The 21,935-nt window shown below is 57.8% G+C and carries 20 protein-coding genes and 1 tRNA gene; 13 read left to right on the top strand and 8 right to left on the bottom strand.

All coding sequences use genetic code 11. The features are described 5' to 3' along the window. Positions 1-537: 537 nt before the first annotated feature. The 4 genes from NFH98_RS03030 to NFH98_RS03015 are packed head-to-tail and all read left to right on the top strand — an operon-like array spanning position 538 to position 4,656. Positions 538-720: a plasmid-related protein gene (locus tag NFH98_RS03030; RefSeq protein WP_349622205.1), complete on the top strand. Its 183-nt coding sequence runs from the start codon at positions 538-540 to the stop codon at positions 718-720. Further along, positions 720-1,817 (top strand): DNA-methyltransferase, encoded by a 1,098-nt coding sequence (locus tag NFH98_RS03025; protein ID WP_349622204.1) that lies wholly within the window; start codon positions 720-722, stop codon positions 1,815-1,817. The genes NFH98_RS03030 and NFH98_RS03025 overlap by 1 nt, the downstream gene beginning before the upstream one ends. After that, a complete protein-coding gene (locus NFH98_RS03020) occupies positions 1,814-3,403 on the top strand; it encodes an McrB family protein (RefSeq protein ID WP_349622203.1) in 1,590 nt (529 codons plus the stop codon). The genes NFH98_RS03025 and NFH98_RS03020 overlap by 4 nt, the downstream gene beginning before the upstream one ends. Continuing rightward, positions 3,400-4,656, top strand: coding sequence for a 5-methylcytosine restriction system specificity protein McrC (locus NFH98_RS03015; RefSeq protein ID WP_349622202.1), 1,257 nt, complete (start codon positions 3,400-3,402; stop codon positions 4,654-4,656). Before NFH98_RS03020 ends, NFH98_RS03015 begins: the two co-directional genes overlap by 4 nt. A gap of 68 nt (positions 4,657-4,724) precedes the next feature. Here NFH98_RS03015 and radC read toward each other — a convergent pair whose 3' ends face one another. The 6 genes from radC to NFH98_RS02985 form a co-directional block, all read right to left on the bottom strand. Continuing rightward, entirely contained in the window at positions 4,725-5,222 is a 498-nt protein-coding gene (gene radC / locus NFH98_RS03010; protein WP_349622201.1) for a RadC family protein, read from the bottom strand. Between the two features lie 11 nt (positions 5,223-5,233). After that, positions 5,234-5,845: a lambda exonuclease family protein gene (locus tag NFH98_RS03005; protein ID WP_349622200.1), complete on the bottom strand. Its 612-nt coding sequence runs from the start codon at positions 5,843-5,845 to the stop codon at positions 5,234-5,236. Between the two features lie 59 nt (positions 5,846-5,904). Further along, a complete protein-coding gene (locus tag NFH98_RS03000; protein WP_349622199.1) occupies positions 5,905-6,642 on the bottom strand; it encodes an ERF family protein in 738 nt (245 codons plus the stop codon). An 11-nt stretch (positions 6,643-6,653) separates the two neighbouring features. Next, on the bottom strand, positions 6,654-6,827 hold the full coding sequence (locus NFH98_RS02995; protein WP_349622198.1) for a hypothetical protein: 174 nt from the start codon (positions 6,825-6,827) through the stop codon (positions 6,654-6,656). Positions 6,828-6,933: 106 nt separating this feature from the next. Further along, a complete protein-coding gene (locus NFH98_RS02990) occupies positions 6,934-7,902 on the bottom strand; it encodes a DUF932 domain-containing protein (RefSeq protein ID WP_349622197.1) in 969 nt (322 codons plus the stop codon). A gap of 65 nt (positions 7,903-7,967) precedes the next feature. After that, positions 7,968-8,285, bottom strand: coding sequence for a hypothetical protein (locus NFH98_RS02985; RefSeq protein WP_349622196.1), 318 nt, complete (start codon positions 8,283-8,285; stop codon positions 7,968-7,970). Between the two features lie 723 nt (positions 8,286-9,008). Here NFH98_RS02985 and NFH98_RS02980 point away from each other — a divergent pair. Together NFH98_RS02980 and NFH98_RS02975 are read left to right on the top strand one after the other, a co-directional pair. Then, positions 9,009-9,695 (top strand): YagK/YfjJ domain-containing protein, encoded by a 687-nt coding sequence (locus NFH98_RS02980; protein ID WP_349622195.1) that lies wholly within the window; start codon positions 9,009-9,011, stop codon positions 9,693-9,695. Positions 9,696-10,206: 511 nt separating this feature from the next. Beyond that, the gene (locus NFH98_RS02975) at positions 10,207-11,661 is read left to right on the top strand and encodes a YfjI family protein (RefSeq protein ID WP_349622194.1); all 1,455 of its coding nucleotides are present in this window, start codon (positions 10,207-10,209) and stop codon (positions 11,659-11,661) included. Between the two features lie 208 nt (positions 11,662-11,869). Here NFH98_RS02975 and NFH98_RS02970 read toward each other — a convergent pair whose 3' ends face one another. After that, the gene (locus NFH98_RS02970; RefSeq protein WP_349622193.1) at positions 11,870-12,673 is read right to left on the bottom strand and encodes a hypothetical protein; all 804 of its coding nucleotides are present in this window, start codon (positions 12,671-12,673) and stop codon (positions 11,870-11,872) included. Positions 12,674-13,236: 563 nt separating this feature from the next. Between NFH98_RS02970 and NFH98_RS02965 the strand changes: the two genes are divergently transcribed. Next, a complete protein-coding gene (locus tag NFH98_RS02965) occupies positions 13,237-14,076 on the top strand; it encodes a tyrosine-type recombinase/integrase (RefSeq protein ID WP_349622192.1) in 840 nt (279 codons plus the stop codon). 53 nt (positions 14,077-14,129) lie between these two features. Here the strand turns inward: NFH98_RS02965 and NFH98_RS02960 are convergent. After that, positions 14,130-14,216: transfer RNA gene (locus NFH98_RS02960), tRNA-Leu, on the bottom strand. 343 nt (positions 14,217-14,559) lie between these two features. On the opposite strand from NFH98_RS02960, the gene NFH98_RS02955 reads away from it, so the two are divergent. The 6 genes from NFH98_RS02955 to secF all read left to right on the top strand — a co-directional run bounded on the left by NFH98_RS02955 (position 14,560) and on the right by secF (position 21,852). Continuing rightward, on the top strand, positions 14,560-16,014 hold the full coding sequence (locus NFH98_RS02955; RefSeq protein WP_349622191.1) for an SLC13 family permease: 1,455 nt from the start codon (positions 14,560-14,562) through the stop codon (positions 16,012-16,014). A gap of 186 nt (positions 16,015-16,200) precedes the next feature. After that, positions 16,201-17,229 carry a tRNA preQ1(34) S-adenosylmethionine ribosyltransferase-isomerase QueA gene (queA, locus tag NFH98_RS02950; protein ID WP_349622190.1) on the top strand — a complete coding sequence of 343 codons (1,029 nt, stop codon included), beginning with the start codon at positions 16,201-16,203 and terminating at the stop codon, positions 17,227-17,229. Between the two features lie 105 nt (positions 17,230-17,334). Beyond that, complete coding sequence (gene tgt, locus NFH98_RS02945) at positions 17,335-18,453, top strand: tRNA guanosine(34) transglycosylase Tgt (protein WP_502878757.1); 1,119 nt, start codon at positions 17,335-17,337, stop codon at positions 18,451-18,453. A gap of 66 nt (positions 18,454-18,519) precedes the next feature. Next, the gene (yajC, locus tag NFH98_RS02940; RefSeq protein WP_045992761.1) at positions 18,520-18,858 is read left to right on the top strand and encodes a preprotein translocase subunit YajC; all 339 of its coding nucleotides are present in this window, start codon (positions 18,520-18,522) and stop codon (positions 18,856-18,858) included. A 185-nt stretch (positions 18,859-19,043) separates the two neighbouring features. Continuing rightward, the gene (secD, locus tag NFH98_RS02935; protein WP_108131253.1) at positions 19,044-20,894 is read left to right on the top strand and encodes a protein translocase subunit SecD; all 1,851 of its coding nucleotides are present in this window, start codon (positions 19,044-19,046) and stop codon (positions 20,892-20,894) included. A 34-nt stretch (positions 20,895-20,928) separates the two neighbouring features. Next, positions 20,929-21,852, top strand: a complete 924-nt coding sequence (gene secF / locus NFH98_RS02930; RefSeq protein WP_045992759.1) for a protein translocase subunit SecF — start codon at positions 20,929-20,931, stop codon at positions 21,850-21,852. Positions 21,853-21,935: the final 83 nt, after the last annotated feature.

Below are 21,935 nucleotides of genomic sequence, written 5' to 3'. Positions count from 1 at the left end.
TTTTTCGATAATACAAGGCCGCGCTTGCTACAGGCATTTGTATATAGATCAAAGGGTTGCAGATTTACACTGCTTACACACACCACATGGATTCGCTGTGATCTGCGACCAAACTGCGACCACATTTCACGGGATACCGCAGCGGACAACTGTCCGCTGCGCAGGTGACGACTCTCTAGCGTGGGTATTTCCAGCACACGGACTGCGCTTCATGGAATGCTCCCGAAGCGAAAGCGTCTCAATCAGCTGACAGACCATTAGCTATTCATCAGAGGGTCATCCATCCAGAGATCCTTTTTGCAACCAAATCCTTGTTGTGAAACACGCCAGCACCTCATAATTCTATGATTTAAAACGATTATATTTTTCCACATATTAAATCGCTCAAACACGGAGCAACCAAGCAGAAACCGGTGCAACTATCTCGATATTCATCGATCCTTCACAAATTGTTGACAAATTGCCAAGTATATGGTAGCAACCAATTTCTCTTGGCATGGATACACATGCGTGTATCCATGTGCTACGGTTGGCGCCATGAAAACTAAAGACTGCGGAATGCGCATTCGCGTAGATAAACAGCTCCGAGAAGAGTTTCTGGAGGCTTGTCGTTCCGAAGACAGAGCCGCCTCCGATGTTCTGCGCGAATTCATGCGAACTTACATAAAGCAGCATTCTTTTGCCCAGCACAGCCTTTTCCGGATCACGGAAGAAGGGTGATGTCAGCTTTTTTACCTGCTTGGGCTAAGAAAGATCAAATTCGTATATTTGAGGAAAAAATGGACAAGATAGCTGAGAACATTCAATTAAACTTAGACTCAGGTTTTCAGTCCCCCTGTGTGACAAGGGAAGAACAAGGGTTTAAATCCAGCGCCCATCATGTTGCCGGTCTTCTTCGGGGCGATTCTGCAAGCTCGTTAAAAAAAATACCAGACAACGTTTTCAACGTCGCTGTAACATCTCCACCCTACTTCTGGGTTAGGGATTATGGCTACGATGGTCAGCTTGGTCATGAAGATAGCGTTGAAATTTACATTGACAAGCTGATGGAAGTTTTTGATGAAGTGAAAAGAACTCTTCACCCTGAGGGAACTTTTTTTCTAAATATTGGTGATACTTACTACTCCGGCAATGGTCAGCCACATGGCCGCGACCCCAAATGCTCCTCGCGCGATTTCTTTCGAAAAAAAGTAAGGCCCGTAGACAGAAGCGGCTGGGATATCCCCAAGAAAAGCATGATAGGAATACCTTGGAAAGTAGCCTTCGCTATGCAGGAAAGAGGATGGACTCTCCGCAGTGCGATAGTTTGGAACCGCTGCAATGCTTTTGTTGAGCCGACTGCAAGAGATAGGCCACACAGGCAGTATGAGTTCGTTTTCATGTTCTCCAAAAGCCGATTCTACAGCTTTGATCGCTCAATGCTGGTAGAAGAAGATGTATGGAATATACCAATCGAGAGAAGCCGGAGAGCCAAACATAATGCAGCTTTCCCATCGGAGTTAGTACGCCGCTGTATAGAAGCAGGGAGTCCTCCTGGCGGACATGTACTAGACCCATTCGTTGGCAGTGGAACCACTATTTTCACTGCTCTTTCGCACGACAGAAATGTTGTGGGCATCGACATGAGCGATGATTACATCGACTACATCGAGTCAGCGCTAGAAGCTGACGGCAATAAAGAAATAAGCTGGCAAAGCGTTGTAGAACGCGTCAAGCAGCCATCCCCTCTTTGGGATAGCTGGGCTGGCAATAAATCCAATTACAGAAAACCAGGAAAATCCAAAAAGCCATCAGCAAAAGAGCAGAAACAGTCGTGAAATATTTTGACATAGACACAATCAAAAGCTCAATTGAAAGTCTGCAGTCCTATGCTGCTAATTGGCTACTGCCCACTTTTGTGTTTGCTTCTAACGATGTTGGAACAGACGAATTTGTGGATATGTCGAAAAAGCTAGGTACCGATCATTTCCTTGACAGGTATTTTAACGGTAGTCGTTTAAAAATTCCGCCCACTGAGCGTGGAAACAACCTGCTTCGCCCTAGGCTTAAAGGGATACAGTGGAATCAAGGTGAGTTTGCGGGTGACTACATCATCAGGCAAGACACAAAAATGTGGGGGAATTTATTTTCTTCACGCGGCTATCGTGAAATGCGCCTTCAGGGAATCATTGAAGGTGAAAAATCCGTAGTAAAGCTGACTGAAGAATTTAAGCCCAAATTCGAAGAAAAAATATCTGACACATTCCAGTTCGAAGACCTACTTGTCTGGATTTATGCATTCGAAGGAATCCCAGATGAAATAAATAGCTGGGAGAAGTTGATGAGCCACTTCCTCGAAACCGAACTGGGTCTCAGCGACTTTAAACCGCCCTACAAATCTCGCTTTAAATTATCTGACCACAAGGTACCATGGCCAAGCTTCTTAAGTGAACGGCCAAGCAACGAAGAATACCTGTCAGAGTTAGCACCTAAACTTCTCGCGCACTTGAACCTTAAAGCATCATACGGAGAAACAAAAAAAGCAGAAAGCGAAGAAACCACTTTAACGGAAGACGATCCAGTATACTCCACTATTTTGGGAGCAATGCATGCAAAAGAAAGCTTTTCATTTCTTTTAGCAGGCCCTCCTGGTACCGGAAAAACCAGTTACGCCAGAAAACTTGCAACCACCATAACTGCTGGCGAAAAAGATCAAACTCTTTTCTTACAATTCCATCCAGCAATTGGTTACGATGACTTCATTGAAGGGTTTCGACCAGCCGAATCCTCTGATGGAAAAGGGGTAACTTACAAGCTTGAACCACGGTTATTCCTAAACTTTTCAGAGAAAGCTTCTAAAAATCCGGGAAAAACTTATGTCGCCGTGATTGATGAATTAAACCGAGGAGACATAGCAAGGGTTTTTGGAGAAGTACTGACATATCTTGAAGTTGATTATCGTGGACAACATTTCACACTGCCTTTTTCAGGAAACTCTGCACATTTACCAGAGAATCTAGTCGTTATTGCCACAGCTAACCCATATGACCGATCTGTCACCGAATTAGATGACGCATTGCTCAGGAGGTTCTGGGTGGTCGACTTAGAACCGAGTGAAGCAATTTTGAAGGAAAAACTGCAAAGCAACCATGTTCCAAGTGACGTCATCAGCAGAACAGTCCACCTGTTCAACATATTAAATGAGGTCTTTCCTCACGGCTTTGGCCATACCAACTTCTTGAAGGTAAAATCGGTTGAGGACTTAAACGAAGTGTGGTCAGGGAGAGTATCCCTACCATTGAAGAGAGCCCTTATTCATGACAAAGCCACCTTTGATGCCACAAAGGCAAAAATAGAGGAGGTTATAACAGTTCAGCCCGAAGAAGATGAGGAGACAGAGGAAGAAGGCGTTGAAAACGGATGATAAAAACCAATACCAAAAAAGAAATAATTGAGCTACATGAGCGAGAGGCAAGAATTTTCCCCAGGAGCGCCCTCTTTGATAACCTGGGTAAGGCTCGTGTATTCTCTAGCATAAGAGAAATGTCTGCGATTGAAATAAGAGAGACTTTATCAGGCCCAGAGCTTAGAGTTCAAGGCTTGATAGGCCTGCTTCCATTGACACCTGAGCTATCCCTAAATCTAAAAACAAAATTCCCAATAAGCAACCTTTGGCATATGCTGACTATTGCCAACTCGGCTTGCGATGCGTTCCTTCCAGTAACACGTCAATATTCCACATCAAACTCTCTTGCACCACACCAAGTATTGATAAGAAGCTTTTGTTTTTACCTTAAATCCATAAACACACAAGGCATTGCAAGGGACTATGTACAAGAAAAACATACAGGCTACTACAAGCCAAAGATCAACTTTGGCAAGACGGTAAAAAACTATCTATCTAGGGGGAACGACATTGAGGTTTTTTCAGATGTTTTCTCTTTTTCCCCCAACCTCACAGCGAACCAGTATTTAAAATCCGCGTGCCTTGAGTTTCTTAAAATAATCCCGAATTCTCTTAATTTCGAAGAAGAGAGGTTTCTCCTTCTTGACTCATTGAATGCGCTTGATCGCATTCCCTCAGCTCCTCTTCCTGAAAATTACCAAATTAGCCTTTCTCAAATCCCTTCCTGGATAATCGATAGTTATAAAAATGCACTAAAAATATATTCAATATACCTTGGGCACGAACGTATCGGCTTTTCGTATGACCCACAAGGAAGCTCTTTACCATCATTTATTTTTTCTTTGGATACTATCTTTGAGGATTTTGTCCGCAACTATCTCAACAAAAGCTTCTTGTCCGAAAAAATATCAGTAAAAGATGGAAATAAGCATAAAAACCAAAAAACTTTGTTTACGGACAACAGAAGGTTTCCAGTAAAACCTGACTTGATATTTCAACAAAAAAAGAACGTTCTAGGCGTGGGCGAAATAAAATACAAACCAAAAATAGATGAGAAAGATAGATATCAATTAATTAGCCATGTGATGGCTCTGAGAGCTCCTCTTGGTGTTTGGATTTCACCAGCTCATGGAGAGAGAACTACTATTGAGCGCATTGGCTCAACTACCAATGGCGCTGAATTCTATCATTGCAAGATAAGTTTGTCAGATGACATAGAGGTATCAAGTGAAGAAATGGCAAAAAAAATAAAAAAAATAATTCTTAAATGAATTATTGCTGAAAAAAAGAAGCGCAATTTTATATTTTTAACCAGAAACAAAAAGGGTCCCGCACACCCTTAAATTTCTCCCGATTCTGCAAAAGAGAAAAAACCTTCTGCCCCTACTACAATGTGATCAATAACTCGGATTTCAATCAGTCCCATTACTTCCTTAAGGCGCAAGGTGATACGGCGATCCCCATCACTAGGCTCGGGGTCACCCGAGGGATGGTTATGGACCAAGATCACCGCGGCTGCATTGCAGGCCAGAGCCTGCTTGACTACCTCTCGCGGATAGACGCTGGCTGAGTCGATGGTGCCGCGGAACAGCTCCTCGAAACAGATCACCCGATGCTGGCTGTCGAGGAACAGAGCGCTGAATACCTCGTGCTCGTAGTCCTGCAGTAGCACCTGCAAGTAGTCGAATGCGAGCGCTGGCTGGGTGATCCTGCGTCCCTTGGCCAGCCGCCGTCTGGCGAAGGCCTGGGCGATGCTGACCAGCTCCGCCTCGGTGATGGGGGCGGTGATGTCATAGGTGCCGGCGATTTCGCCGGCCTTGAGCTTTCGGTGGTTCATGGTTGTTCTCCTCAGGCCGCCATCACCAGCGCCATGCGGCGCTCCAACTCCTCGTAGAAGGCCTCGACCCGCTCGGCGATGGTGCGGATCATTGCCTCGTCGCGGTAAGCCCGCTTGACGAATAGCGGCATCCCCGGCCAGTAGCTGACGAAGTCTATCCACTCCCGTTCGCTGACCCACAGGCCACCCTGGCATTGCGCCATGTGCTCCTCGGGTAGCTCGTCGGTCAGCAGCAGCTCGATCTGGTACTTGGGCAGCTTGGTCTTGATCTCCACCAGGCCGCGGCTGTCCACCAGGCAGTCGGGCGAGTAGCCCACGCCGTGATTGAGGATGATGCCGACCTGCTCCAGCCGGGGCAGACCGGTGGCCTCCTGGTAGAGCTCACGGGCCACCGGCTCCAGTTCGTGGCCGCGCTGGGTGTGGGCATTGCCCGGGAAGGCATCGGAGGGCTCACCGGTGATGCGCTCACCGATCAGCTGGTGCATGTAGCTCAGTGCACCGGCACCGAAGCCGGCCGGCCCCTTGCCCTTGACCAGCAGGGTCTTCAGCTCGGACATGGTGACGATGCCCAGGCGTGCGGCATGCCACTCGGGCGTGCCCTGTTCCAGTGTCAGGATCTGCATGATGCTCTCCTTTTCGATAACACGGCATAGAGGGCGAGAGGTTGCCCCCTCGCTGCCGGTCAGTGACGTTGACGGTGAGGTTTTGCCCGTTTCTGTAGGGAGGCCCGCAGCTTGTCGAAATCGCTGCGCGGCACCCGCTCGGCCTCGCCGTACTTGCCGACGAACCATTCCTGGGTGGCGGGAGGACAGATGGCGATCAGCTGTCTGAGCTGGCCCGACTGGAAGGGCGTGACCAGCTTGACCGGGGCGGCGGCATGGCCGTTGTCGTCCTGGCCGCGGGTGGTGATGTTGAGCAGGGCACAGAGCACGTAGCGCTTGCCGTAGCTGGTCGAGGAGCCGAAGGCCTGCACGGCGTTCTTGCTGCCGCTGGTGTCGGCCGGCAGCAGCATGCTGGTCTCCTCGCGGTGGCCGTCCTGATGCATCAGCACGCCGGTGACCTGGATGCCGCGCTCCTGGGTCTGGATCCGGAAGCTCACCGCGAAGCCGTGCTTCTGCATGATCGGGCGCACGGTGTCGACGATGTCTTCCAGGGTGGCGTAGGCGCCGTTGTTGCCCTGGCCGCGCTCGGCAATGCTCGGAAGCTCGGTCTGCATGGCCGCCATCGCGGCGCTGTAGGCCATCAGTGCCTGACGATCGAGCACCCGCTCCTGCATCTGCAGCAGACGCTCCATCTTGTCGATGTCGACCTCGGGGTTGAGGGCGGCCCGCTCGATCACCTGGATGATCGCGGTGCTGTCCTGGGTGGCTTGAGTGATCGGAGCCTGGTCGGCGGTCTTGGGATGAATGGGCGTTGCCATGATGGCCTCCGTTACAGATAGCGTTGGATGACGTCAGGGAGTTGCTCGGTAGAGACCGGCTCCAGGGACACGGCAACGCGATAGACCTGACCCTTGGCCAGCACGTGGGTCTCGGTCGTTTGCTCGCCAGCCTCCAGCAACTGACGCGTCAGCTGGGTCAGGGCATGGCAGGTTTCGAATGTCATGGGCGATTGCATATATACCTCCAGAAACAGGAACGCCCGGCCTTAAGAGGGCCGGGCGCTATGCCGTGGTAGGGGAAAAACAGAACTGGGAGAACGCGGATGCCGTTCAGGCCACCAGCGCAAGGGCGGACTCCAGCGCCTTGTCCTTGAGGCCAGCGCCCTGGCCGAACCATGCGGAGTCCATGCGGTAGTCGTTGCTGCGGGCGCGCTTCTCGTGATCCACGTACTCGGTGACCGCGTTGAGCAGCCCCCAGGCAGTACCTTGCGCCGTGCACAGCTGGGAGCCGCGCCCCTTGCCCTGGTAGAGCTTCTGGACGCGATTGAGGGCGCGAACGTTGGGCAGCTTGGAGGGGTCGTCCAGCGGCGCCTCGGCGTTGCAGATCACCGACTGGAAGTAGGCCTTGATCTCCTCCTGGCTGACCTTGCGCTCGGCCAGGGTCTTCATGCGGTACATGAAGTCGTCCCACTGCGAGACCGAGATGCCCAGTTGCTGCTTGACGCGTTGCGGGTTGAACTCGGTGCTGTGCGGCACCTTCACGCCCTGGGCCATGCCGTCCACGGCGATGGTCAGGGTGTTATTGCAGACCACCCTTACTGAGGTGGGTGTGGCGACGGTGGCCAGCGACCCATCACAGGAGGTCGCAAGCAGCAGGTAGGCGTTGACCTGGTCCTGGCCCTTCAGGGCAGTACCCAGGCCGCTGCGGGCCAGTGCCCAGAACTTGCGCCCGCCCTTGAGCACCCCCGCGGTCTCCAACTCATAGCCGGCGTACTCGGTCAGGTCCCGATAGAACTCCAACACCTCCTCAGGCTGCACCACCTTGTAACGCTGGGAGACCACCGACAGCGGCGCCCGGGTGTCAGAGCGGTACAGCACCTTCTGCTCCGGGAAGGAGTGGATGCTGCCCAGGTGGCCTGCGCCATCGGCGATGAAGCGCACCGGGGAGGCCTCGATGTGCCAGTCCATGCCGGCCTGCTGCCGCCAGACCTCCAGCGGTTGATGACGCGAGAGTTGCTGCCCCAGGCCGTGCCAGGGGATATCGCCGACGTAGGCCATGTGTTCGATCTGATGTGCCATGAGAAATCTCCAGGACGAAAAAGCCGGCAAGTCGCCGGCAGTGAGAGAGAAAGTGGGGAGATGGATCAGTCCAGTACCCGGAAGGCATGGCCACAGCCAAGGCAGAGCCAGGGTGAGCCCTGCCCGGGGGGAAACAGGTGCTGGACCATCTGGTGGCCGGCGGCAGCCCCGGCAATCCCACCGGTCGATGCCGACATCACGGCAGCCGCTACCCGACTATGTGCAAAGGACGATGATGGGTTGAGCGGCAGGCTGCCCGAGTAAAGTGAGACGTAGGCGCCCTTCAGGGAGCCGACCAGCCCGCCAGCGGCGGTGCCAAGCGTACGGGCTGTCTCGAGGTTGATGATGCGCCGCGATTCGCAGCGCACGCAGGGTGGGGACATAACGGGTCTCCTGTTCAGGTGAAACAAGCCCATGGCGGGTTCAGCTCACAGGAGTGATATAGATCTGGAAAACTTTTTACTGGCCTGCCTCATGATGTGAACTTGGCCGGTTCACAGTTATCCCCTTGATGAAATGGAATTATTTTTTCCAGATCAGGGACCGATCTTGCCTCACCATCGATTCCCCACCGCACATGCCACGGGGCACTGACTCCCCAACCTCGATAAATGACATTACGGTATTAGTAATATGCACTGAAAGAATAATAAGGATATTGGATAGAACAGAAAGGGAAGAAGGAGAAGAACACCAAGGGAGGAGGCCTCCATAGCCTCCGACCGTTCCATCGGAAGAGATCAGAGGAGACCATTACCGAGAAGGGAGAGATCAACAGAGAGAGGCATGGCAGACAAGGCCATGCCCATCACGACATCATCAGGAGATATCACACTCACAACGACATGATGGCGGATGACGCCAGCACGAGCAGACCACCACAGAGGATCGCCTGGCCAGAGGCGATTCCCAGACAAGCCCCCTACTCACCAGCATCCACAGCGCTGCGCATGAGCGCTGACTCCCCTTGATCGCAATGTGGCCCCTACCAGGGGGCCAACGACGACAGACCCACCCCCAAGCCCATGACCATCAGTCACAGCCACCGCTTCACGGCGGAGAGCGCCGTGTGCGCGTGTGTCATGAGCCACAACTCGGAGACTCCCATGTTCCCGAATCGCCCCAAACGTCATCCTCACAATCCAAAGCTTCGCCTCTACTACGATAACTGGTTCCGAGGGCTACCCGTGCAGCAGCGTGAACAGGGCCCCCAGATCGAGAACTACCTGGAGACCACCCTGCGGGTCCTCCAGCACACCACGTTCCAGCAGAACCGGACCTTGGCGTTTCGCCTCGACCCGCGCTTTCCGCAAGCCATGCCGGTGGGACCGATTCACGCTAACAACGCATGCCTCAACCGGTTCTTCTATGCCTTGCGCGGGGAGTTCGACGCGGCAGGCACCAAGTACCACACCGAGATTCGCTATCTGTGGGCCCGAGAACAGGACACAAGCCCCAAGCCTCACTACCACCTGATGCTGCTGCTCAACTACGACGCCTTTTGCTCGCTTGGGACGTTTTCCCGCTCACCAGACGGCAGCTATTCTTACGATAACCTCTACCACCGTTGCGTCCGTGCCTGGAACTGGGCCATTGGCTGGACCCACTATGACATGCATGGAAGGGTTCATGTCGCCAAGGACAAGCTGACACGACAGCCTTACGTGTACTGCCTGCACCGCGATGACACGGCGACCTTTGCCCAGGTGTTCAACGCCGCCAGTTACCTCTGCAAGGCGTACACCAAGCCGATCGCTCAGGGCATCCGCTGTCTCGATGGGAGCCGCCGGTAGGCTTTTCATCGAAGTGGACCCCATCCTGCGAACCACCTGACAGTTCACCTTCAGACCGGGTCACCATCTGTATCCACCCGTGATTCCACTACTCCCTGTAATCCCTTATCGACAGTCCCCGACAGCTTCCACGCTCGTTGGCAAGGTACGCAGCATGCCAAACAGCAACCCGATAAAAGCCTATAAAAAACACCTGATATGACAAAAAAATCTAGACCATTTTTTAGCCAGACAGAGCTCCAGTTGCTCAGCGACATGGAGCCTGGCTTCAAACGTCCACTGGAAACCGGTTATTTCGGCTACTAATAGCCGAAATAACCACTTAGGTTAGCCTAGCTAATCACAGAGCCCTAAATTCTAGATAGTATTTTTCTCTCCATGTCAACACCCTTGCTTAACAATTTGCGTTTCTTAAGCAGTGCCGATTTTTTGCTGCGCTGGAAACGTCACTCTCTGTCCTGCCACCGAAACGGGCCTGGTGGCACCCACCACACGAAACAGGAGAGTGACAATGAGCTATCCCTTTCAACCGATACTGCCTGCCCCCGGCAGCTTCACCCCCCAGCGCGTCGAATCCACTTTATTGTGGCGATCCAGCCATGAGCTCAGTCAGAAATGTCAGGTGCCGTTGGACCTCACTGTCCTGACCCTGCTGGGCGGGATCAGCATGGTGGCTCAAGGGCGCAACGCCCTGAAGATGCCCTACGGCACGATCAAGCCGACCACGATATACGTAATGGGTGTCGCCGGCTCAGGTGATGGCAAGACACCGCTTTTCGACAGCGTGCTCAATCCCGTTCAGGAGGTACAACGTGAACAGCGCCGAGAGTGGCGCAAGCGGCTGGATACCTATCTGGGGGATCTAGAGGAGTGGCGTACCGAGGAAAAGGTGCTGACTTCGGCGATCTACCGTAAGCAGACCAAGGGCGGTACTGCGGAGAGTGAGCGTCAATCGCTGCGCGAGTTGTATCAGCGCCGGCCCGAGCCGCCCCGCGAGTTCCGACTGCTGTTTGAGGACACCTCACCGGAAGCACTCTTCCTTGGGCTGGAAAAGGCGATTCCCTCCGCCGCTCTGGCCACTGACGAGGCTGAGATCTTTTTCAAGGGCGCCATGAACCGGGCACGCGGCCACATCAACTCACTTTGGAGTGGCGGCAGCACGGTCATCACACGAGCCACCAAGGACGATATCGTGCTGGACGATGCTCGTCTAATGCTGCTGCTGATGGTGCAGCCCGGCGTTCTACAGAGGTACATGGAGAGACAAGGTCAACAGGCAAGGGACTCCGGCATGCTCGCCCGGTTCCTTGTCTGTGCACCACTATCGCTCCGCGGTCAGCGCTTCTACTCGCTGCAGCCCTCCCTGACATGGGATGCCTGGGAGCAGGCTGAAGCACGCCTAACCACCTTGGCGCGGGAGAACCTGACCCTGGTGAAGGCACCTGACACGCCGCGTGAAGTATTGGAATTCACGCCAGAAGGTGCAGCCTGTTGGGTGCAAGTGGCGAATGAAATCGAGCGCCAGATGGGCCCAGGCGGGTATTTCGAGGCGTGCCCCGATCATGGCTCGAAACTTGCGGAAAACATAGCTCGCGTTGCTGCGCTGATACACTTGTTCGAGGAGTATGAGGGGAACATCACACCGGAGACGGTGTTGATGGCAATGGATATCACCCTCTATTACTCTGGTCACTTCATGCAGGTTTTCATGCCACCTCCCCAGGAGGAGCAAGATGCTCAGCTGCTAAACGAGTGGTTCAATGAGCTCAGGCAGTTCAACTGGCGCACCATGCGTTACAACGATGTACGCCAACGCGGCCCACGCCCGCTGCGAGATAAAAAGCGCCTCAAGGAAGCCCTGGATGTGCTGATTGCCCACCAGCAGGTGGCTTTGTTTACTGACCACCGAACACGCTACATCGACCTAGCCCCCTGGCTTGGGCCACCGAATCCGAGCATGTACTGACACTCGTTTTCACTTGCCGCCCTGCGGGGCGGCAAGTGCTACTCTGCCGAAGGAATTTGTTTCAAGCTTCTGTAAAGTCGCCTGCCAAGCCCACCATGGGCATCCGATTCAATCACGCTATCAAGCCTCAGGCTAATGGCATGAATACGGCGGCAAGTCAGAGCGGCTCAACCCTAAACTCAAACCGCCGTGCGCGCATTGTAATGAGTTACCCGACTGGCCCACTATCACGTGAATATGCTACTCTAACTCCACCCACCTCACGCACCTTTGTAGGCTCTTCAAGCGGATGCTTAGCATTTTCATTGTAGACTTTTCGAACGCTGGGCTCACGAAAGATGAGCTTCTCAATCCTCTCAGAGAGCTTGTCTTCGCTACTCGGCAGCGGAAGCCTATATTCATCGATCAGGGGAAATAAAGTCTTGGCAATCGTCTGCGCCGCTCTAACATGCCCTTGCCAACCATGGACTGGGCGTTTAGATAGTGCTCCCTTCACCAAACCACGCAGCAAAATCTCTCCTTCTTCCTTTTTCTCCTGAGTCGCAGCGCGGGCCTTTTCCTGCTTCACTTCATAACTATTGTTTTTTACGTCTTTCAAAATTCGCCAAGCCGTTGCATGCTGCTCTGCACAAGCAAAGGCTAAAATCATTTTATCACCAACCTTAAACAATTCACCTGGCTGAGAGCTTTCAGTGTAATTCTTTATTATTTTTCGCATGCTCTCTTCATAAAGCATACGAGCAAAAACACCTTGTCGCAGGGCAATATTGAAGTGCTCCTCTATCTTATCATCAAGCTTAACCCCCTTTTTTACAGGTCGTATAACCACAGACCAATCATCTTCAGGGTCAATCTTCCCCCAAACAATTTCTATCGCCTTGCTATTTATTGCATTTTCAAAATCGATCGCATCGAATTCACTCTTCGGTTGCTCATGCAATATAGCATCAACAAGATCACCGGCTTTATCAAAGATCATCTGCCAAGGGTCTATTGTCGTCACGTCACTCATGCCTCCCTGTCTAATCCAGTGACCCCTTATATAGCACCCGCTTCTGGTTGCAGCCACCCCAACAAAGCCGACACACATCCAAGAAACAATGTCAATGTCGCCCCCTAAATTTCCGAGAAGCTTAAGGAGTGCCGATTCGCAGGCGACGACGGGTCGCCAAGATTGGGCCATCAAGGACAGCGAATTAGGGAAACTGCAATGGCAGGAGCACTACTACGCCCCGAGCAGGTCGCTGAACGGCTGGGCATGAGCCTCAGCTGGGTCTATGGCAACAAGCACAAGATCGGGTTCGTCCAGTTCGGGACCGCAGTGCGCTTTGAGCAGATCGCAGTGGAGAGGTACGCTGAGAGCTGCAAGCGCGGCCCTCAGCCTGAGGAACGCGACACATGGGAATCACAGTCAGATACAGGGAAAAGAGGAACCGGTGGGTGGTCACGGAAACGTACCACGGTCACCGACATCAACGATCGTTTGCGGGGGATAGAGAAGGGGAGCGGCAGGCGCGGGAATACGCCGCGAAGCGCCAAGCCGAACTGAACGAAGCGGCTTTCCAGGGTGAGGTGATGGGACGCCAGCCGCGGCGCACCTTCATCGAGGGGCTCGAGCGATGGATCGACGAATACGACGTGGCCAGCCAGGTGAAGGCCATCCGTCCGGTGGCCCACTACATGGGCGACCGGGTGCTGCTCGGCATGGAGAGCGTCGACAAGGCTCGCGAGATGGCCCGAGACCTTCGCAAGCAAGGGCGTGCGCAGAGCACCATCAACAACCATCTGCAGGTGGTAAAGCGGGTTCTGAACCTTGCCTATCGGGAATGGGGGTGGCTGGACCGCCCCCTGGGCGACAAGATCCGCAAGAAGATGCCGAAGAACGAACGGCATGTGTACCTGACCATCGAGCAGGTGGGTCAGCTGCTGCAAGCCATCCCCGATCACTCCATTGTCGAGAAACGAGTGATCGCCCTGGCAGCACTGACCGGGCTACGCCAGGGCGAGCTGCTCAGCCTCGATGCCTCGAACGTCCACGGTGGTCGCATCCTGCTGCGGCCAGACCAGACCAAGAGCGGCAAGGCCCGCGTGGTGCCAGTACCGGAGGATGCCAGGCCCTGGCTGGAGGAGCTGCCCTTCGCTACCACCTATCATCGGCTGCGAACGGTGTGGGAAAAGGCCCGGGTAGCGGTGGGGCGCCAGGATCTGCGCTTCCACGACCTGCGCCACAGCTATGCCAGCATGCTGGCCCAGGCTGGCGAGAGCATGACCACGGTGCGCGACCTGCTGGGGCATTCCAGCCTGATCGTCACCAGCCGCTACTCGCACATGTTCGATGCGGGCCTGGACGACATAGGCTCGCGCCTGCCGAGCTTGAGCGCGGCCTTCTGCGACCAAACTGCGACCACACACTAGAAAGAGGGAGGGTAGAAACACAAACAGCCGCTCGTAAGCGACTGTTTTTAAAGTGGTACCGGCGGTCGGACTCGAACCGACAAGGGCTTGCACCCGGCGGATTTTGAATCCGCTGCGTCTACCAATTCCGCCACACCGGCAACGGGCGAGGATTATACGTGGGTGGCGCCAGAGGTCAATTCCCCTGAGCCGCTCGGTGGCGCCTGTCGGGGCGGATGGCGCATTGTCGAGGCGACTCCCGCCCCTGTCGGGCGCGGCACCCGCCGCATCCGGCCGAGCACCGACCTGGGATCGGCCTCGGCCGTTGTCAGCCAAAGCCCCACCGGCCGTCGGTTTCGGCACCCTGGCGGCAGGTGGGTCATTCCTCCATGTCTTGACGCTCGCCCGCTCGGGTTAGACCTTGGTAGACTGCGCTCCGCCTGCCCCAGGTCAACCAAGCCCCTGGTCAACAAGACCCGCGTCCAGCCCAGAATGGAGTCGCCCATGGCTGACACTCGCAATGAAGCCGTTCCCCATCCGTCCATCGCCAGCCGCATCGGGCTGGTGCTGGGTCCGCTGTTGTTGATCGCCACCCTGGTGCTGCCCCCGCCCGGCGACATGTCCCAGGCCGCCTGGGGCTGCGTCGGCATGGCACTGCTGATGGCCAGCTGGTGGTCCACCGAGGCGATCCCGATCCCGGTGACCTCGCTGATCCCCCTGGTACTGGCCCCGGCGGTGGGCATCGGCAGCATCAAGGAGGTCGCGGCCAGCTACGCCAATCCGATCATCTATCTGTTCCTCGGCGGTTTCCTGCTCGGTATCGCGATGCAGACCTGGAACCTGCACAAGCGTATCGCCCTGCACGTGCTGAAGGTCGTCGGCAGCGAGCCCAAGCGCCAGATCGCCGGGTTCATGATCGCCACCGGCTTTCTCAGTATGTGGGTGTCCAACACCGCCACCTCGATCATGATGCTGCCCATCGGCATCTCGGTGCTGAGCCTGCTCGAGGATTCCGACCCTGATGAGCTGCGCCGCTTTGCCACCGCGCTGCTGCTGGGCATCGCCTATTCGGCCAGCATCGGTGGTGTGGCCACTCTGATCGGCACGCCGCCCAATGCCCTGCTGGCGGGCTATCTGGCCGATGATCGCGGCATCGACCTGGGCTTCGCCCAGTGGATGCTGGTCGGGGTACCGATCAGCGTGGTGATGATGGCGCTGACCTGGTGGTGGCTGTCCCGCGGCGGCTTCTCGCTGAAGGTCGGCAAGGGTGAAAGCGACAACCTGATCAAGGACCAGCTCGCCGAGATGGGCCCGATGAGTGCCGCCGAACGCCGTGTCGGCTTGCTGTTTCTGGCCGCGGCGGCGCTGTGGATCCTGCGCCCGCTGCTCAATGACATGGGCGCCTCCTGGCTGTCCGATACCACCATCGCCATCGTCGCCGGCATGGCGCTGTTCCTGATTCCTTCCGGCCGTCGTGCCGGCGAGGCGCTGATGGTGTGGGAAGACGCGGTGAAGCTGCCCTGGGGCATCCTTCTGCTGTTCGGCGGCGGCCTGGCGCTGGCCGGCGCGATCAGCAAGTCGGGGCTGGCCGAGTGGATCGCCAACCAGCTGTCGATCCTCGGTGCCCTGCCGGTGCTGGCGATCATCGGCGGCGTGGTGCTGGTGATCATCTTCCTCACCGAGGTAACGTCCAACACCGCCACCGCGGCGGCCTTCCTGCCGCTGCTCGGCGCCCTGGCGCTGTCGCTGGATCTGCCGGTGATGCTGATCACCGTGCCGGCCGCCATCGCCGCCAGCTGCGCCTTCATGATGCCGGTGGCCACACCACCCAACGCCATCGTCTTCGGCACCGGTCACATGAAGATCCAGTCGATGATTCGTGCCGGCTTTGCCCTCAACCTGATCAGTACGGTGGTGGTGACGCTGATGGCCTACGGTCTGATTCTGCTGCTGTGGTAGCCACCCCGATGGCCCCTGGTCGTCGACCCGACTGCGCTGCCCGCCTAGCGGATGGCCGAAACGGGCTGACGCCCATGGCGTGGTCGTGACAGAAGATCGACGCCGTTTCCTGACGTGGCGGTCAGGAAACGGTATCCTTGTGCGCCTTTGGCATCCTTCATCCCGCCTGACGACTTGCGAATTCCCATGCAGCGCGCCGACTTTCATTTCGAGCTCCCTGAAGAGCTGATCGCCCGTTACCCGTCCGACGTTCGCAGCGACTGCCGCCTGCTGTGTGTCGACGGCGCCAGCGGACACCTCGACCACCGCCGCTTTCCGGACCTTGAGCAGTTGCTCGAGCCCGGCGACCTGCTAGTGTTCAACGACACCCGCGTGATCCCCGCCCGCCTGCACGGCCACAAGGCCAGCGGCGGCAAGGTGGAAATGCTGCTCGAACGGCCGCTGGACGCCCATCGGGGGCTGGTCCATCTGCGTTCGAGCAAGTCGCCCAAGCCCGGAACCGAGCTTCACTTCGAGGGCGGCATCCAGGCGGTGGTCGAAGGCCGCCGCGACGCCCTGTTCGAGCTGAGCTTTCTCGGCGATACCCCGATGATCGCGCTGCTGGAGCGCCACGGCCATATGCCGCTGCCGCCGTATATCACCCGGGACGACGAGCTGTCCGACCGCGAGCGCTACCAGACCGTCTACGCCCGGCGCGACGGGGCGGTGGCCGCGCCGACCGCCGGGCTGCACTTCGACGAGCCGCTGCTCGAGCGGCTGGCCGAGCGGGGCGTCGAGTCCGCCTACGTGACCCTGCACGTAGGCGCCGGTACCTTCCAGCCGGTGCGCGTCGACAATATCCAGGAGCACCACATGCACAGCGAATGGATCGAGGTGGGTGACCAGGCCTGCGCCCAGGTGCGCGCGGCCAAGGCTCGCGGCAACAAGGTCATCGCCGTTGGCACCACCAGCGTGCGCTGCCTGGAGACCGCCAGCCAGTCGGGCGAGATCGCGCCCTTCTCCGGCGACACCGACATCTTTATCTACCCGGGCTACGAGTGGCGCTGCGTGGACGCCCTGATCACCAACTTCCATCTGCCGGAATCGACCCTGCTGATGCTGGTGTCTTCCTTCTCCGGCTACGACACCGTGATGAAGGCCTACCGCGAGGCGGTAAAGGAACGCTACGCCTTCTTCAGCTACGGCGACGCCATGCTGCTGACGCCGGCACGCTGACCCTATTTGCCAGGCGGTGGCCGCTCGGCCGAGCGGTCCACCGTCGTCAGGCTCGAATCAACGCCCCCAAGGGGCACGGAGAGACCCATGCGCGAGCAATGCTTCATGCGCTTCGACAAGCTGGCCGAGGACGGCCGGGCCCGCCGAGGTCGCATCACCTTTCCCCGCGGCACCATCGAGACCCCGACCTTCATGCCGGTGGGCACCTACGGCACGGTCAAGGGCATGACCCCGGCCTCGGTGGAAGAGATCGGCGCCGAGATCATCCTCGGCAACACCTTCCACCTGTGGCTGCGTCCCGGTACCGAGGTCATCGAGGCCCACGGCGACCTGCACGACTTCGCCCAGTGGCACAAGCCGATCCTCACCGACTCCGGCGGCTTCCAGGTGTTCTCGCTGGGCGAGACGCGCAAGATCACCGAGCAGGGCGTGCACTTCCGCTCGCCGGTGGACGGCTCCAAGGTGTTCATGGGACCGGAAGAGTCGATGGCGGTGCAGCGCTCGCTGGGCTCCGACATCGTCATGATCTTCGACGAGTGCACCCCTTACCCCGCGACCCACGACGAGGCGCGCCGTTCGATGGAGATGTCGCTGCGCTGGGCCCAGCGCTCCCGCGATGCCCACGGCAACTCACCGTCGGCGCTGTTCGGCATTATCCAGGGCGGCATGTACCCGGATCTGCGTGAGGCTTCGCTCAAGGGCCTCGGCGACATCGGCTTCGACGGCTACGCCATCGGCGGGCTGTCGGTGGGCGAGCCCAAGGAAGAGATGATCAAGGTGCTCGACTACCTGCCCGAGTGGATGCCGGCGGACAAGCCGCGCTATCTGATGGGCGTCGGCAAGCCCGAGGATCTGGTCGAAGGGGTACGCCGCGGGGTCGACATGTTCGACTGTGTGATGCCCACCCGCAACGCCCGCAACGGCCACCTGTTCACCGCCGAGGGCACGGTCAAGATCCGCAACGCCAAGCATCGTCACGACACCCGCCCGCTGGAAGATGACTGCGACTGCTACACCTGTCAGAACTTCTCGCGGGGCTATCTGCACCACCTGGACCGCTGCGGCGAGATGCTCGGATCGATGCTCAACACGATCCATAATCTGCGTCACTATCAGCGTGTCATGGCCGGTTTGCGCGGTGCTATCGAAGCGGGTACATTGGCTGACTTCGTGGAAGGGTTCTATGCCAGGCGTGGCCTGCCGGTTCCCCCCGCCCCGAATTGATGACCCGGTCGGCAGCCGCCGGCCGTCTGACTCCCTTTTCCCCACGACTTCAGGAGACCGTCGTACATGTTGGACTTCTTCATCTCCCCGGCCCTGGCCCAGGATGCTGGCGCTGCCGCCGGTGGTGGTATCGCCCAGATCGTGATGCTGGTCGGCTTCGTGCTGATCTTCTACTTCCTGCTGTGGCGTCCCCAGGCCAAGCGCGCCAAGCAGCACAAGCAGCTGATCGCTGGCCTGTCCAAGGGTGACGAGATCGTCATCGGCGGTGGTCTGATGGGCCGCATCACCCGGGTCAGCGACGACAGCGAGTTCCTCGCCATGGAAATCAGCGAAGGCACCGAAGTCAGCGTGCAGAAGAACGCCGTGGCCGCCGTGCTGCCCAAGGGCACTATCAAGTCCATCTGATTGGTGTCATTCCCCTTCGGCCCTGTGCGCCGAAGGGGGCCCCATGCTGACGCGGGGGGAGCCGATCGGTCGGCTGTCGCGCGTTGGCGAGGCAGCCGCACCCTTCGCTTTGGAAAGTCCCCGGAGCACCTCTCGAGCGCCCCCGGCTTTCCCTTATTTGTCAGCAACCTGAGGGCAGAGCCCCGATGCTCAATCGTTACCCTTTATGGAAGTACCTGCTGATCCTGGTGGTACTTCTTGTCGGCCTGGTCTACTCCCTTCCCAATCTGTTTCCCGAAGACCCAGCGGTCCAGATCAGCAGTGATCGTGGCGAGCTGAGTTTCAGCCAGTCCCAGCAGCAGAGCCTCGAACAGGCCCTGGCCGAGGCGGACATCGACGTCAAGACGGTGGAACAGGAGCCCAACAGCCTGCTGATCCGGCTGAACGACGCCGAGGACCAGATTCCCGCCCGTGACCTGATCGCACAGCAGCTCGGCGATGACTATGTGGTCGCGCTGAACCTGGCAGAGTCCACCCCCGAGTGGCTGTCTTCGCTGGCGGCCTCGCCCATGACCCTTGGTCTGGACCTGCGTGGCGGTGTGCACTTCCTTTTGGAAGTGGACATGGAAGCGGCGGTCAATCAGCGTCTCGAGGTCAACGCCAGCGCCATGCGCGAGACCCTGCGTGAAGAGCGCATCCGCTACCGCAACACCGAGATCGACGGCCGCACCATCTCGCTGGACTTCATGAACGCCGAGGACCGCGACGCCGCCGAGACGCTGATTCGCCGCGAGTTCCCCGACTTCCAGTACCAGGACGTCGAGCGTGAACGCGGCGCCAGCCTGGCGATGACCCTGACCGACGCGTCCGTGGACGAGATCCAGGACTACGCGATCAACCAGAACCTGACCACCCTGCGCAACCGCGTCAACGAGCTCGGCGTGGCCGAACCGCTGGTACAGCGCCAGGGCCCGGATCGCATCGTGGTCGAGCTGCCCGGCGTGCAGGACACCGCCGCCGCCAAGCGTATCGTCGGCGCCACCGCCAACCTGGAGTTCCGCCTGGAGGCGCGCACCGACACCCCGTCCAACGAGACCGAGGCGCTGTCCTTCCGCAACGAGCCCGGACGCACCGCCGACCTGATGCGCGACGTCATCATCACCGGCGACAGCGTGTCCAGCGCCAGCCGCGGCTTCGACGAGAACGGTCGCCCCCAGGTCAACATCAACCTGGACGGCACCGGTGGCACCCTGATGAACCGCGCCACTCGCACCAACATCGGTCGCAACATGGCGGTGGTGTTCATCGAGCACAAGACCCGTGACCGTACGGTGATGGAGGACGGTGAGCAGGTAACCGTGCGTGATCCCTACACCGAACGCGGCATCATCAGCCTGGCCACCATCCAGAGCGCGCTGGGCAACAGCTTCCGCATCACCGGGCTGGAATCGCCCACCGAAGCCGGCGAGCTGGCACTGCTGCTGCGCTCCGGTTCACTGGCGGCACCGATCTACTTCGCCCAGGAACGCACCATCGGCCCGAGCCTCGGCGCCGACAATATCGAGCGCGGCATGCTCTCGGTACAGATCGGCCTGCTGCTGGTCGTGCTGTTCATGTTGATCCGCTACAAGGTGTTCGGCGTCATCGCCAACATCGCCTTGGCGTTGAACCTGACCCTGCTGGTCGCCGCCATGTCGATGCTCGGCGCCACCCTGACGCTGCCCGGTATCGCCGGTATCGTGTTGACGCTGGGCATGGCGGTCGACGCCAACGTGCTGATCTTCGAGCGTATTCGTGAGGAGCTGCGCACAGGACTGTCGGTGCAGCAGGCGATCCACGCCGGCTACGAGCGCGCCTTCAGCTCCATCGTCGACGCCAACATCACCACCCTGCTGGTGGCATTGATCCTGTTCTCCATCGGTACCGGCCCGGTCAAGGGCTTCGCCGTCACCCTGTCGCTGGGCATCCTGACCTCGATGTTCACTGCCTTGCTGGTGACCCGTGCCATGGTCAATCTGATCTACGGCGGCAAGCCGGTGAAGAAGCTATGGATCTAAGCCCATGTCCACTTGCACACAACGGGGAGAGGGTATGAAACGCCTCACCAACCTGAATCTCGACTTCATGGGCCAGCGCAAGATCGCCTTTGCCATATCGGCGATCCTAATCCTGGTCTCGCTGGTGTCGCTGGTGGTGCAGGGCCTGGCCCTGGGCCTCGACTTCACCGGCGGCACCCTGGTCGAAGTCCGCTACGCCACCGCCCCGGCGCTGGACAGCGTGCGCGGCGCCCTCGAGGGAGCCGGCTTCAATGACATCTCGGTACAGACCTTCGGCGCCGCCAATGAGGTGCTGATTCGTCTGCAGCAGACCTTCGAGGCCAACGTCGGCGACCAGGTCGTGGGCCTGCTGGCCCAGGGCGGCGCCCAGGTGGACCTGGTGCGTGCCGAGTTCGTCGGTGCCCAGGTCGGCGGTCAACTGCGTGACCAGAGCGGTCTCGGCATGCTGGTCGCCCTCGGCGTGGTCATGCTCTACGTGGCCTTCCGCTTCCAGTACAAGTTCGCCATCGGCGCACTGCTGGCACTGGTCCATGACGTGATCATCGTGGTCGGCGCCTTCTCGCTGTTCCAGATGGAGTTCGACCTGACGGTGCTGGCCGCCGTGCTGGCGGTGATCGGCTACTCGCTCAACGACACCATCGTGGTCTATGACCGTATCCGCGAGAATATCCGCAAGTCGCGTATCGACGACATGCCGGCGATCTTCAACGAGGCGATCAACCAGACCCTGTCCCGCACCCTGGCGACCTCCGGCACCACCCTGCTGGTACTGCTGGCGCTGGCCTGGCTCGGTGGCGACATGATCCACAACTTCTCGGTGGCCCTGCTGATCGGTATCGGCGTGGGTACCTTCTCGTCGATCTACGTGGCGGCGGCCCTGCTGATCAAGCTCAAGCTCCAGCGCCGCGACCTGATCCCGGAGAAGAAGGAAGACGCCGAGGAAGAGCAGCTGCCCTGATATCACCGCAACTGCCCCTCGAGGCCCCGTCGTGGATCATCCACGGCGGGGCCTCTTGCTTTCCGAGGTCGGTGCAAGATCAC

It is taken from the genome of Halomonas sp. H33-56, assembly GCF_040147035.1.
GTDB classification, from domain to species: Bacteria; Pseudomonadota; Gammaproteobacteria; order Pseudomonadales; family Halomonadaceae; genus Halomonas; species Halomonas litopenaei.
The sequence above is the reverse complement of the archived record's forward strand: the minus strand, read 5'-3'. Positions and strand labels throughout refer to the sequence as shown.

What these genes read in the sequence shown, in the direction of transcription:
- NFH98_RS03030 (WP_349622205.1), top strand. Translation starts at nt 538, where the DNA reads ATGAAAACTAAAGACTGCGGAATGCGCATTCGCGTAGATAAACAGCTC.
- NFH98_RS03025 (WP_349622204.1), top strand. Translation starts at nt 720, where the DNA reads ATGTCAGCTTTTTTACCTGCTTGGGCTAAGAAAGATCAAATTCGTATA.
- NFH98_RS03015 (WP_349622202.1), top strand. Translation starts at nt 3,400, where the DNA reads ATGATAAAAACCAATACCAAAAAAGAAATAATTGAGCTACATGAGCGA.
- radC (WP_349622201.1), bottom strand. Translation starts at nt 5,222, where the DNA reads ATGAACCACCGAAAGCTCAAGGCCGGCGAAATCGCCGGCACCTATGAC.
- NFH98_RS03005 (WP_349622200.1), bottom strand. Translation starts at nt 5,845, where the DNA reads ATGCAGATCCTGACACTGGAACAGGGCACGCCCGAGTGGCATGCCGCA.
- NFH98_RS03000 (WP_349622199.1), bottom strand. Translation starts at nt 6,642, where the DNA reads ATGGCAACGCCCATTCATCCCAAGACCGCCGACCAGGCTCCGATCACT.
- NFH98_RS02995 (WP_349622198.1), bottom strand. Translation starts at nt 6,827, where the DNA reads ATGACATTCGAAACCTGCCATGCCCTGACCCAGCTGACGCGTCAGTTG.
- NFH98_RS02990 (WP_349622197.1), bottom strand. Translation starts at nt 7,902, where the DNA reads ATGGCACATCAGATCGAACACATGGCCTACGTCGGCGATATCCCCTGG.
- NFH98_RS02985 (WP_349622196.1), bottom strand. Translation starts at nt 8,285, where the DNA reads ATGTCCCCACCCTGCGTGCGCTGCGAATCGCGGCGCATCATCAACCTC.
- NFH98_RS02980 (WP_349622195.1), top strand. Translation starts at nt 9,009, where the DNA reads ATGTTCCCGAATCGCCCCAAACGTCATCCTCACAATCCAAAGCTTCGC.
- NFH98_RS02975 (WP_349622194.1), top strand. Translation starts at nt 10,207, where the DNA reads ATGAGCTATCCCTTTCAACCGATACTGCCTGCCCCCGGCAGCTTCACC.
- NFH98_RS02970 (WP_349622193.1), bottom strand. Translation starts at nt 12,673, where the DNA reads ATGAGTGACGTGACGACAATAGACCCTTGGCAGATGATCTTTGATAAA.
- NFH98_RS02965 (WP_349622192.1), top strand. Translation starts at nt 13,237, where the DNA reads ATGGGACGCCAGCCGCGGCGCACCTTCATCGAGGGGCTCGAGCGATGG.
- NFH98_RS02955 (WP_349622191.1), top strand. Translation starts at nt 14,560, where the DNA reads ATGGCTGACACTCGCAATGAAGCCGTTCCCCATCCGTCCATCGCCAGC.
- queA (WP_349622190.1), top strand. Translation starts at nt 16,201, where the DNA reads ATGCAGCGCGCCGACTTTCATTTCGAGCTCCCTGAAGAGCTGATCGCC.
- tgt (WP_502878757.1), top strand. Translation starts at nt 17,335, where the DNA reads ATGCGCTTCGACAAGCTGGCCGAGGACGGCCGGGCCCGCCGAGGTCGC.
- yajC (WP_045992761.1), top strand. Translation starts at nt 18,520, where the DNA reads ATGTTGGACTTCTTCATCTCCCCGGCCCTGGCCCAGGATGCTGGCGCT.
- secD (WP_108131253.1), top strand. Translation starts at nt 19,044, where the DNA reads ATGCTCAATCGTTACCCTTTATGGAAGTACCTGCTGATCCTGGTGGTA.
- secF (WP_045992759.1), top strand. Translation starts at nt 20,929, where the DNA reads ATGAAACGCCTCACCAACCTGAATCTCGACTTCATGGGCCAGCGCAAG.